This is a genomic window from Cobetia sp. 5-25-4-2, assembly GCF_013374075.1.
Lineage (GTDB): Bacteria > Pseudomonadota > Gammaproteobacteria > Pseudomonadales > Halomonadaceae > Cobetia > Cobetia marina.
In genome coordinates, this window is the sequence record NZ_BLWK01000001.1 from 24729 (window position 1) to 37007 (window position 12279).

Annotated in this window: 10 protein-coding genes; 2 read left to right on the forward strand and 8 right to left on the reverse strand. The window is 64.3% G+C overall.

The window, feature by feature from the left end:
- Positions 1–42: 42 nt before the first annotated feature.
- The 3 genes from holA to leuS all read right to left on the reverse strand — a co-directional run bounded on the left by holA (position 43) and on the right by leuS (position 4599).
- The gene (gene holA, locus HXS65_RS00120) at positions 43–1101 is read right to left on the reverse strand and encodes a DNA polymerase III subunit delta (RefSeq protein WP_077371377.1); all 1059 of its coding nucleotides are present in this window, start codon (positions 1099–1101) and stop codon (positions 43–45) included.
- A 145-nt stretch (positions 1102–1246) separates the two neighbouring features.
- Complete coding sequence (gene lptE, locus HXS65_RS00125) at positions 1247–1816, reverse strand: LPS assembly lipoprotein LptE (protein ID WP_084209267.1); 570 nt, start codon at positions 1814–1816, stop codon at positions 1247–1249.
- 182 nt (positions 1817–1998) lie between these two features.
- Entirely contained in the window at positions 1999–4599 is a 2601-nt protein-coding gene (gene leuS, locus HXS65_RS00130) for a leucine--tRNA ligase (protein WP_176492855.1), read from the reverse strand.
- Between the two features lie 329 nt (positions 4600–4928).
- Between leuS and HXS65_RS00135 the strand changes: the two genes are divergently transcribed.
- Complete coding sequence (locus tag HXS65_RS00135; RefSeq protein WP_308477992.1) at positions 4929–5570, forward strand: zinc ribbon-containing protein; 642 nt, start codon at positions 4929–4931, stop codon at positions 5568–5570.
- Complete coding sequence (locus tag HXS65_RS00140) at positions 5570–6784, forward strand: M48 family metallopeptidase (protein WP_176492856.1); 1215 nt, start codon at positions 5570–5572, stop codon at positions 6782–6784. Before HXS65_RS00135 ends, HXS65_RS00140 begins: the two co-directional genes overlap by 1 nt.
- Before the next feature lie 95 nt (positions 6785–6879).
- Here the strand turns inward: HXS65_RS00140 and HXS65_RS00145 are convergent, their stop codons facing one another.
- The 5 genes from HXS65_RS00145 to HXS65_RS00165 form a co-directional block, all read right to left on the reverse strand.
- Positions 6880–7632: a YdcF family protein gene (locus HXS65_RS00145; RefSeq protein WP_077371390.1), complete on the reverse strand. Its 753-nt coding sequence runs from the start codon at positions 7630–7632 to the stop codon at positions 6880–6882.
- Between the two features lie 65 nt (positions 7633–7697).
- Complete coding sequence (lnt, locus tag HXS65_RS00150) at positions 7698–9227, reverse strand: apolipoprotein N-acyltransferase (protein WP_176492857.1); 1530 nt, start codon at positions 9225–9227, stop codon at positions 7698–7700.
- An 87-nt stretch (positions 9228–9314) separates the two neighbouring features.
- Complete coding sequence (locus HXS65_RS00155; protein ID WP_077371396.1) at positions 9315–10223, reverse strand: HlyC/CorC family transporter; 909 nt, start codon at positions 10221–10223, stop codon at positions 9315–9317.
- A gap of 128 nt (positions 10224–10351) precedes the next feature.
- On the reverse strand, positions 10352–10966 hold the full coding sequence (ybeY, locus tag HXS65_RS00160) for an rRNA maturation RNase YbeY (protein WP_176493268.1): 615 nt from the start codon (positions 10964–10966) through the stop codon (positions 10352–10354).
- Positions 10967–11088: 122 nt separating this feature from the next.
- Positions 11089–12222 (reverse strand): PhoH family protein, encoded by a 1134-nt coding sequence (locus HXS65_RS00165; RefSeq protein WP_375782198.1) that lies wholly within the window; start codon positions 12220–12222, stop codon positions 11089–11091.
- Positions 12223–12279 lie beyond the last annotated feature (57 nt).

Consider the following 12279-nt stretch of genomic DNA (forward strand, 5'->3'; position numbering starts at 1 on the left):
GGGATCTCCCTCGTGTCAGAGGCACGTCGGACCGTGCCAGGATCACCCCACCTTGTAAGCGTGAGGCAGTTCGGCCAGCGGGCCGCGTCCACCGGCGAGCGTCAGGGCGAGATCCACCATCCCGTCCCAGATAGGCAGCGTCATTCCGCCCTTGATTGCCATGTCGAGTCGCTGCGAGAACAGCAGCAGCTTGTGCAGACGCTTGTGGGGCAGACGATTGAGCGCCTGCTGATAGAAGGGACGCCGCTTGTCGAAGATCATCGGTTTCTGCGCCTTGCAGGCATGCTCGAAACTCTGGCCTTGATCGAGGTGCTGACGCAGCGAGAGCAGGGTGCGCAGCTCGCGCGTCAAGGCCCACAGGATCACCGGCGGCTCGACCCCTTCTCCCCGCAGGCCCAGCACGATACGCCCGCTGCGCTCGATCTCGCCCTTCAGGCAGGCATCTGCCAGCGTGAAGACATCATAGCGGGCATTGTCCTCGACCCCCTGGGCGATGGCATTGCCATCCAGGCGTGCGCCCGGCGGGTGCAGCAGCGCCAGCTTCTGCAGCTCCTGGTCCGCGGCCAGCAGATTGCCTTCGATGCGCTCGGCCAGCAGCCGGGCGGCGTCCTGATTCAGTTCCAGGCCATGCAGGCGGGCGCGATCACGAATCCAGAAGCCGAGGCGGGAATGATCCACCGGCCAGACCGCGATGAACACTCCCACCTTCTCGAGCGCCTTGAACCACGCCGTCTGCTGCACCTTGCGGTCGAGGCGTGCGGCGGTGATCAGCAGGATGTCGCCATCCTTCTCGATGCGCTCGGCATAGGCCTTGAGCACCTTGCTGCCTTCCTGGCCGGCGCTCTGGGTGCCCAGGCGCAGCTCGATCAGCTTGCGCGAGGCGAACAGTGACATGCTGGCGGCAGATTCGGTCAGACGGCCCCACTGGAAACCGTTCTCGACGTGAAGGACTTCCCGCTCCTCGACGCCGGCCGCACGCGCCGCGCGCCGGATGGCGTCGCAGCTTTCCTGATGGATCAGAGGCTCGTCGCCCGCCACGATATAGACCGGAGACAGGCGCTTGTTGAGTTGCTCTTCCAGCTTGTCGGGATAGACCTTCATGAATGTCCTTCGATCCTGCACGGGAGAGGGCGGTGACGCTGGATGGCGGCAGACGCACACGGCTCCGCGGTGGTCGGTTGCCCGATAGCGCGGAGCCGTGATGGTGGTGCGGTCTACTGGTGAGCGTCTCGCCAGTTCAGAGAGTTCAGGGGGTGATGGCGCGCAGGCGGTCCATCAGCTGACGACTCAGCTCACGATCATTCTGCTCACCGGCACGTTCACGCACGTCATCGGTGTTGAGCAGGTTGTCGTCGTTGGTGTAGTAGTCGCTGCTGGCTTCCAGCTCCTGCTGGTTGGCCAGGTAGGCACCGTCCGACTTGCGTTGCAGCGAGTAGACGACACGATAGGTCAGCTCGCGCTTGATGCTGCCTGCATCACCAAAGGTGATCTGATGGACATCTTCATTCAGCTTGCCCAGATTCAGGCGCAGTGGTGCATCATCGCTCAGGCGGATGTCGGCCTGCTTGAGCGCTTCGCGCAGCGCGTCGTGGGTATCGGTGTTCGGTGCCTGGACATCGAGTTCGGTGATGGCCATCGGCGTGGCGTCGTAATCGCGCAGCTGGAAGCCACAGCCGCTCAACGTCAGCGCGACGCCAACGCCAATGGCCGCCATCAGGCGGCGAGGAGCCGACCGGCGCGGGGCAGCTGACGCTGCGGTCTCGCCGGGGCTGCGTGATGCGTCCACTGATGCACTGTTGGAATTCGCCTGCGTCACCGTGACCTCCTGTCATGAACGAGTGTCATGAATGTCCTGCGAGAGCGCTGCATGCTCCGGAGATTCCCGCAAGCCATGCCGCGCACGAAATTTGGCTGCCAGCCATCCGCAAGAGGATGCGGATGGCTGGCAGGAGCCCGACGCGCTCAGGCGCCGGGTGCGGGGCGTGCCCCGGTATCGCCTCAGTTGGCGACGATGTTGACCAGCTTGCCCGGTACCACGATGACCTTGCGCACCGTCTTGCCATCGGTGTGCTTGGTGACGTTGGCATCTGCCAGGGCAGCAGCCTCGATGGCATCACGGTCGGCATCGGCGGCGAAGGACAGACGCGCCCGCAGCTTGCCGTTGACCTGCACGACCAGCTCGATGCTGTCCTTCTTCATCGCATCCCTGTCCGCGACCGGCCAGCTGGCGTCGATCACGGCTTCCTCGTGGCCCAGTGTCGCCCACAGCGAGTGGCTGGCATGCGGGATGATCGGTGACAGCAACAGCACGCAGGCCTCGACGGCTTCACGGCTGACGGCCAGGCCCTGCTCGGAGGCGTCCTCGAAGCGGCTGATGGCGTTGACCAGCTCCATCACGGCCGCGATGGCGGTGTTGAAGGTGGTACGGCGACCGATGTCATCGCTGCACTTGGCGATGGTCTCGTGCGTCTTGCGACGCAGTGCCTTCTGGTCATCGTTCAGGCCTGCCACGTCCAACGCGGCCGGGGTGCCGGCAGCGACGTGCTCGTGAACCAGACGCCAGACGCGCTTGACGAAGCGATGCGCGCCCTCGACACCGGAATCGGACCACTCCAGCGACTGCTCGGGCGGTGCGGCAAACATCATGAACAGACGCACGGTGTCGGCGCCGAAGCGGTCGATCATCGACTGCGGGTCCACGCCGTTGTTCTTGGACTTGGACATCTTCTCGGTGCCACCGATCTCCACCGGCAGGCCATCGGACTTCAGCACGGCCTTGATGGCACGGCCCTTGTCGTCGGTCTCGACGTCCACGTCCAGCGGGTTGAACCAGTCGCGGCCGCCTTTCTCGTTGATGCGGTAGTAGGTATCCGCGACCACCATGCCCTGGGTCAGCAGCTGCTTGAACGGCTCATCGCTGTCGACCAGGCCGAAGTCCCGCATCAGCTTGTGGAAGAAGCGCGAGTAGAGCAGGTGCAGGATGGCGTGCTCGATGCCGCCGATGTAGTAGTCGACCGGCAGCCAGTAGTTGGCGCGCTCGTCCAGCATGGCCTCGGCATTGTCCGCGCAGCAGAAGCGCGCGTAGTACCAGGAGGACTCCATGAAGGTGTCGAAGGTGTCGGTCTCGCGCTGCCAGCCATCGCCCAGGTCACTGAAGGACGGCATCTTCTTGATCGGCGAACCGCCGGAGGCGTCGAATTCGACTTCCAGTGGCAGCTCGACCGGCAGCTCGTCGTCGGTCAGCGGGATGGATTCGCCATTCGGACCATTCTTGACCGGAATCGGCGCGCCCCAGTAGCGCTGACGCGAGACGCCCCAGTCGCGCAGGCGGAAGTTGGTCTTGACCTCACCACGGCCCTGCTCGACCAGACGTGCGGCGATGGCATCGAAGGCGCTCTCGAAGTCGAGCCCATTGAAGTCGCCGGAGTTGATCAGCACGCCGTGCTCGGTGAAGGCAGCCTCGCTGACGTCAGGCGCGTTGCCGTCGGCATCGGCGATCACGGCTTCGATGGGCAGGCCGTACTTGGTGGCGAATTCGTGGTCGCGCTCGTCGTGGGCCGGCACGGCCATCACGGCACCGGTGCCGTATTCCATCAGCACGAAGTTGGCGACGTAGACCGGCACTTCACGGCCCGTCAGCGGATGGATGGCCTTGAAGCCCGTATCCATGCCGCGTTTTTCCATGGTCGCCATGTCGGCTTCGCTGGTGCCGCCACGCGCGCATTCGGCGTTGAACTCGGCAAGCTTGGCATTGTGCTCCGCCGCGGCCTTGGCCAGCGGGTGAGCGGCGGCGACACCGACGTAGGTCACGCCCATCAGGGTGTCCGGACGCGTGGTGAAGACGGTCAGGGATTCCTGCACCTGGCTTGCCTCGGCATCGAGGCCGAAGCTCAGCTCGACACCGCGCGACTTGCCGATCCAGTTGCGCTGCATGGTCTTGACCTGTTCCGGCCACTCGACCTTGTCGAGGTCGGCCAGCAGCTCTTCGGCATAGTCGGTGATGCGCAGGAACCACTGCGGGATTTCCTTGCGCTCGATCAGCGCGCCGGAGCGCCAGCCACGGCCGTCGATGACCTGCTCATTGGCGAGCACGGTCTGGTCCGCCGGGTCCCAGTTGACGATGGAGCTCTTCTTGTAGACGACTCCCTTCTCGACCAGCTTGGCGAAGAACCATTGTTCCCAGCGGTAGTATTCCAGGTCACAGGTCGCGAACTCACGGCTCCAGTCGTAGGCGAAGCCCAGCGCCTTGAGCTGATCGCGCATGTAGGCGATGTTCTCGTGGGTCCACTTGCCCGGCGCGACGTTGTTCTTCATCGCGGCATTTTCCGCCGGCAGGCCGAAGGCATCCCAGCCCATCGGCTGCATCACGTTCTTGCCCTGCATGCGCTGGAAGCGCGAGATCACGTCACCGATGGTGTAGTTACGCACGTGCCCCATGTGCAGCTTGCCGCTGGGGTAGGGGAACATCGACAGGCAGTAGAACTTCTCGCGGTTGGCATCTTCCACCGCCTTGAAGCACTGATTTTTCTCCCAGTACTGCTGGGCAGCCTGTTCGATCTGGTCGGGAGCGTACTGTTGAGACGTATCCTGTGAGTCCATCGGGTCCGTTGCTACCTTGGCGTTGGCCTGTACCTGTCCAAGCGGGCAGGCAGGGCGTGAAGAGATGGGCGGTCCGCTTGGCAAGGCCGCCACTGTCAGCGATGGGGTCAAGTCTACCCCAGACGCCAGGCCTCAGGTAGGGGAGGCGACTGCCATGGTCCGCCGTGAGACCGGTCTTGACAGGGTGACGCGATATCCTGACCTGCGTCACGTCCTGCAGGCGGCCACGAGTGGGTGTGGCTTGTGAAGCAACGCCAACACCACCATGCTTGAGAGAGCGCCCCATGCCTCCCGCAGACCGGGAGACGCTGATGATACAAGGAGAGTCCATGAGCCAACCACGTGAACCCCGTGATCCGCACGATCCCGCCAGTGCCACCACGTCCTCGCATGACAGCGGCTTTGAAGATACCCCGATGCCCTCCCGCCAGCCGCAGGGCGAAGGGGAAGGACGTCTCGGCGATGCCTATGGGCGAATCCTGACGCGTCTGGAAGACAGCAGCGGCGAGTTGTCCTGGGAAGGGCTCAAGGCCGAGCTGGATGAAGCGGTGAAGTTCGAGGCCGAGGTCGAGGAGTTCACCCGTGACGAGCTGGCGCTGCTGCGTGCCTGGGTCGAGCGGGACATGCAGGAATTCCGTCGCCACCTGGCGGCCGGTGGCGAAGGGGTCGCCAGCTGGCTGGGGATTGATCTCGACGTGCTGTCGCGCAGCGTCAGTTCCGCGCTGATGTCCATCGCGGATCGCACCGTGGTGGACCGCGCGCACTTCGAGGAAGACCTCGAGGCCGCTCGCGCCGACTACACCAGTGGAGAAGTCATCGCGCCGGGGCTGCTGCACTGCGTGCATTGCGAGGCCATCACGACCTTGACGCGCCCCAGCGTACTGGAGCCCTGCCATGCCTGTGGGCACCGTTTCTTCGCACGCGGGGCGCCGCAACCCGCGCCATCAACCGATGCGGACCCCCGGGACTGATGGCGACACCGCACGACTGGTTCCTGCCAGCGCATCAGGAGTGGACGGCAGGGCATCGCGCCCGAGCCGTCCAGTGCATGATCGCGCATTTCAATCAACAGGCTCGCCCGCGTGCCGCGGGCCTCTTCAAGCAGGTGTCCTACTACCTGTTCCTGCTGGGGGATTATCGCGCTGCCGGTCAGATACTCGGCCAGGGTTGTGATGAATGCCCCGAGGATGAAGAAATCGCCCTCAATCGGGTGGTATGCCTGTCGCGGGCGGGTGATGCGTCAGGGGCCATCGCCGCTGGGCAGAGGCTGGTCGATGGAGGAAGCCGCAATCCGGTACTGTTCGATGCGTTGGCCTCCTGCTGTGCACGCCTGGGGCGCCATGCTCAGGCACGTGGCTTCGGCAGTCGCGCATTGGAGCTCAAGGATGTCGCGTACGGAGACCAGCCGCTTGCCAAGGACTGGGCATTGCCCTCCAGAGCCCCATCGGCGGTGGCAGCCGGCAAGCGGCGAGTGCTGTCCTATGGTCTCTGGGGCCAGGGGCCGCGTTATCTGAATGGCATGTTGCATAACCTGTTGCTGGCACCGGTGCTCTACCCGGGCTGGCAGGTGCGGCTGTATCACGACGACAGTGTGCCAGAGGATTTTCTGGACATCGCCCGGCAGCTGGACGCCGAGCTGGTGGAACGTCCGAAGACCGACTCACTCAGACAGCGGCTGTGCTGGCGATTTGCGGTCGCGGATGATCCCGGCGTTGGCTATTTCCTGGTGCGGGACTGCGACAGTGTCATCAGTCTTCGCGAGGTACGAGCCGTGCAGATGTGGCTGACTTCCGGGCGCTTCTTCCATGTGATGCGCGATTGGTGGACGCATACCGATCTCGTGCTGGCGGGACTCTGGGGAGGTGTCGCCGGGGTGCTGCCCTCGATGGAGGGGATGCTGGCGGACTGGAGTCCCCGGCAGGTGGAAACCCCGAACATCGATCAATGGTTTCTCAAGGAGCGCGTCTGGCGCTATCTGCGTACCAGCCTCATGAGCCATGACCGCTGTTATTCGCTGAAGGTGAACTCGCGCGCCAGCCTGGCGTTTCCCGATGATGTGCTGGGTGAGCTTCCCGCGGGCAATGCCCATGTCGGATGCGATGAATGGACGCGGGACCCGGCTTTCCAGCGTCGCCAGCTGGGGCCCTGGCTCAGGCAGGCCAGCTGGATGCAGGAGGTCACCTGAGAGCGTGAGCGCGGCAGGGTGGCATTGATGACCAGAGACACGACAGGCTGCCCATGGGCAGCCTGTCGTGTCTCTGGTCGGTGGCCTCGATGCGTCTAGCGACCCACCAGCCAGCCGATCCACTCGTGCAGTGCCCAGCGTGACTGGGTCAGCGCGGAGCTGTTGGGAATCCAGGCATCGATTCCCAGCCCGGAGACGGTGGTGTATCCCACCGGGGCCGGAATGATGGTGCGGAAGCCCTGATTCTGGAAGTTGCGCATCGCGCGCGGCATGTGCCAGGCACTGGTGACCAGCACGATCTTGTTGATGTCGTCTTCCTTGAGCATCTCGCGAGTGTAGCGCGCATTCTGCTGGGTATTCTCGCTGCGGTTCTCAAGCCAGCGCGCCGGGTAATCGAATTCATCGATCAGCGAGCGCTGCATCAGTTCCGCCAGGGTGCCATCGTCCGATGAGGAGACCTTGCCGCCGGTCAGCAGGATCGGCAGCTCGGCATTGCGCGCGACCCGCACGCCTTCGTCCAGCCGGCTGAGCGTCTCGCCGTTGATCCGGTCCCGTCCCTGCAGCTCCGGCGCATTGTAGTAACGGCCACCGGACAGCACGACCACCGCCTGAGCCTGAATCCATTCCGCCGGTGCACTGGGCTGAATGCGCTCAAGCCCGGCCATCAGGCGTGTGGAGACGACCGGTGACGCCAGGAGCCACATGCCAAGAATGGCCAGTGCCATCAACGCCCGCGCCAGAGTCGGCCAGCGCTTGAGGATCAGCATGGTCAGGATCAGCAGCAGCAGCGGGCCGCCGGGTGGCAGTATCAGGTCCTTGATGATGCCGAGAAACTCGGTGAAGCCCATGATGGTCTCGCTTGTTCAGAGGCGCTGCCGGGCATCTCCCGGCAGCGGATAGGGGGAGCAGCGTATCAGCTGGACGCCTTCATGCCACGGCGTGCCGCCAGACGTTCACCGATGCCTAGCATCAGGCTCGGTGCCAGCAGCAGGCCCACCAGAATCCATATCGGCAGCAGTCCGAAGCGCATCCAGGGCGTCATGCCCAGCTGCAGGCGGATGTCGCCGGTGACGGTCGCCTCCTCGAACTGCGGGGCGCGGGCAATGATCTCCCCCTGTGGCGAGATGATCGCCGTCACCCCGTTGCTGGTCGCGCGCAGCAGGAAACGTCCGTTTTCCAGTGCGCGAATCTGTGCCATCTGCAGGTGCTGGAGTGGCCCGATGGAGTGACCGAACCAGGTGTCATTGGACACGGTCAGCAGCACGGTCGAGCTCAGCGCCCGCTGGCGAACCAGCTCCGGATAGACGATCTCGTAGCAGATGGCGACCCCGATACGCAGCCCGCTCACGAACAGCGGTTCCTGCTGACTGTCGCCTGATTGCATGCTCGACATCGGCAGGTCCAGGAAGCCGATGATGCCACGCAACCAGCTCTCCAGCGGCACATATTCTCCGAAGGGCACCAGATGTTCCTTGCGGTACTGGGCCGAAGGGTCATCGATGGGGATCACGCTGTTGTAGAAGCGGTTGTCGGCGTCGCGCTCGACGATGCCGGTGATCAGCCCGGTCTTGGGAGGCAGCGTCGCCTGGATGCGTTCCAGGAAGGGTTCGGCCTGATCGCGCAGCATCGGCAGTGCGGTTTCCGGCCACACGATCAGGTCGGCATCGTCCTGCACGGCCCGGGTCATCGCGGCATAGGTATTGGCCGCGCGTCGCTGGCCCTCGGCGCTCCACTTGATCAGCTGCGGCAGGTTGCCCTGCAGCAGCGCGACGCGTGCCGGCTCTCCGCCGGGATGCGTCCAGCTGGTCGGCAGCAGCAGACCCGTCCCCCACAGCACCACCAATGGCACGAGGGTCAGCCAGCGCCGCCTGAGCGCCAGGTTCCACAGCAACGCACCGGACAGCGCGATGATCAGCGAGACGCCGTAGACCCCGAGTATCGGCACCCAATTGGCCAGCGGCGACCCCACCGCACTGTTGCCCAGCAGCAGCCACGGGAAGCCGGTGAAGGCCCAGGTGCGAAACAGCTCACTGATGACGAAGACGGCAGCGAACGACAGCACGTCCAGCTGGCGTGAGCAGAAGCGTTGCCACAGCCCCATCCACAGCATCGGGAACAGCGCCATGGTGGCGACGAACAGCATCGTCAGCAGCACGGCCAGCGGCATGCCGGTATAGCCGTAGTCATGGATCGAGACATAGACCCAGCTGGCGCCACTGCCGAACAGACCGACGCCATACCACCAGGCGCGCAGGAAGCCACCGCTCGGCATGCGCAGGGCGCCGTAGAGCAGCCCCGCACCCACCGGGCCCAGCCACCATTGCTCGAAGGGGGCGAAACTCAGGGTGATCAAGACACCGGCGATCAGAGCCAGCAGGTGGCCCAGCGCATTGCTCAACGACGACGTGCCCCTGAAGGCCGCCGGGTGAGGTGATTCGGACATGCCGCTCTCCTTGTAAAATGCCAGACACACCGTCGGGCATGTCTGGCATTGTCCTCTATCGATTCAGCCTGGCATCAGCGCCATGGGTCACTCACCGCTGATGTGCGCGCGATGCTCAGCGGAGGGCGGGGCATCACCGGTGGCATCTTCCAGGCGGCAGACCTGCACCTGGCGAATGCGACGGTTGTCGGCATTGAGCACGGTAAAGCGCCAGCCGGCGAAGTCGGTCGACTCCTGGCGACGTGGCATGTGGCCGAAGCGCTGGATCATCAGACCGCCGATGGTATCGAACTCTTCATCCGGGAAGTCGGTGGCGAAGTGCTCGTTGAAGTCCTCGATGGTGGTCAGCGCGCTGACGGCGAACTGGCCGTCGCCCAGCTCACGGATATCCTCATCCTCATCGGTGTCGTGCTCATCCTCGATGTCGCCGACGATCTGCTCGAGAATGTCCTCGATGGTGATCAGGCCCGCGGTGCCGCCGTATTCATCGATGACCACCGCCATGTGATTGCGGGTCTCGCGGAATTCCTTGAGCAGGCTGTTGAGGCGCTTGGACTCCGGGATGAACATGGCCGGACGGATGGCTTCGCGTAGATCGAAGCGCTTGCGCTCGCTGTCGTTCTGCAGGATCAGCGGCAGCAGGTCCTTGGCCAGCAGGATGCCGAGCACCTCGTCGAGGTTCTCGTCGATGACGGGATAGCGGGAATGCGCCGATTCGAGGATCAGCGGCAGGTACTCCTCAGGACGCTGATCGACCTGGATGGCCTGCATCTGGGAGCGGGGGATCATCACCTCGCGGACTTGCTGGTCACTGATTTCCAGCGCGCCCTCGATGATGGCAATCGCGTCCTGATCGAGATTGAGGCGTGGGCCTACCTCGGTCAGGAACTGAAGCAGCTCACTGCGGGAGCTGGGTTCGTCGGTGTCGCTTGAGAAGGCGCCGAACAGCTTATCGAGCCAGGATTTCGAATGGCTTCCCGATCGGTCTTCGCTCATGCGTTAGTTTCTCTTTTCCTCGGTGGCGATACCCCATCGTCGTGGGGGTATCGGGGCTGCCGGGTGACGCCTGGACGAACCAGGCATCACCCGACGGCGGGTGCTGCCGATGCGAAAGGGCATCGGCATCATTGATTCTCTTCCCGGTAGGGGTCGGCAATGCCCAGCCCTGCCAGCACGTCACGCTCGAGGGCTTCCATATGCTCGGCGTCATCGTCCTCGATATGGTCATAACCTAGCAAGTGCAAGGTGCCATGCACGAGCATATGGGCAAAATGGTCCTCGAGGGACTTGCCCTGAGCGGCCGCTTCCCGCGCCACGACGTGTACGCTGATGACGAGGTCGCCGAGAAAGCGCGAGGCGTCGTCCGCCTCATCCGCGGCCTCATCCTCAGCCGTCATCAGTTCCGGGGTCTGCGGCGCCTCAGCATCCCCCACGCCACCTGACTCCAGCATGACATCGTCGTCAGCGGCGTCGCCCTGAGGCTGGCCGTCGAGGCCGGCGTCTTCACCGTCATCGAATCCCGGAGCTTCCTCGGCGAAACGCTCCGCCAGTTCGGCTGGCAGGGCGAAGTCGTCGAGATCCAGTGGCTCATGCGGGAAGGACAGCACATTGGTGGAGGAGTCCTTGCCGCGATAGTCGCGGTTGAGCCCGCGGCTTTCTTCCTCTTCCACCAGGCGCACGGTCAGCTCGTAGGGGGTGTCATCCGCCTCGCCGTCACTCTGCAGGGCGTCATCGGCCATGGCCCCTGCCAGCGCCGCGGCCACCCAGGCCTCGAGCTGATGGCTCGCCGGCAACGGCTGGCCATCGATCTCGCTCTCGGTGACAGCGAGTTGCAGGTCCACGACCACGGCAGGTGCCTGGCTCACTGAGCACCCCCATTGCCGGAGGGCCTGTCACTGGACGAGCTGTTCTCGAAGGGCGGCGTGCTGCCCTGGGCATTGAGTGCCGCCATGCGCGCTTCGCGCTCGGCCTGGCGCTTCTCGCGACGCTCGCCTTCCTGCTTCTCTTCCTCGGCCTCGAAGCTGTCGTAGGCCTCGACGATGCGCTGTACCAGCGGGTGACGCACCACGTCCTTGGCGAGGAAGCGGGTAATGCTGATCCCCGGGGTGTCCTTGAGCACTTCCAGCACGTGCGCAAGGCCCGACTGGGTACCACGCGGCAGGTCGACCTGCGAGACATCCCCTGTGATGACGGCGGTGGAGCCGAAACCGATGCGCGTCAGGAACATCTTCATCTGTTCGCGCGTGGTGTTCTGGGACTCATCGAGAATGATGTAGGCATTGTTGAGCGTCCGGCCACGCATGTAGGCCAGCGGGGCGATCTCGATGATCTGGCGCTCGATCATCTTGTTGACGTGCTCGAAGCCGAGCATCTCGTAGAGGGCGTCATAGAGCGGGCGCAGGTAGGGGTCGATCTTCTGGGCCAGATCGCCGGGCAGGAAGCCGAGCTTCTCGCCGGCCTCGACCGCCGGGCGCACCAGCAGGATACGGCGCACTTCCTGATTGTTGAGCGCTTCCACCGCAGCGGCGACGGCCAGATAGGTCTTGCCGGTACCGGCCGGGCCGATGCCGAAGTTGATGTCGTGGTTGCGCATCTCGGTGACGTAACCCTGCTGGTTGAAGCCGCGCGGGCGGACCAGCACCTTGGGAGTACGAATCACCACGTCGCCGTAGCTGACGTCCTGGTCTTCCGCGGCTTCCACCAGTGCCTCGACACCGGATTCCTGCAGGAAGAGATGGACGGTCTCGGCATCGACTTCCCCGGCACCGGTCTCGCGATAGAGGTGCTCCAGCACGTTGGCTGCGGCCTTGACGGCAGTCGAGGGACCGGCGATCTGGAAGTCGTTGCCGCGGTTGCGCAGGGTGACACCGAGTCGGGATTCGATCAGCTTGAGGTGCTCGTCGCGCTGACCGGTCAGGCTGGCCAGACGCTGTGGGTCTGCCGGCTCGAGCGTCATGTTGAGAATGCGATTGGCTTGCTGGGGCTGGTGGCTCAAGGCGTCGAATGTCCTGATGCAGGTGAATGCGTGAGTCGCGGTGGGCAAGGAATTCAC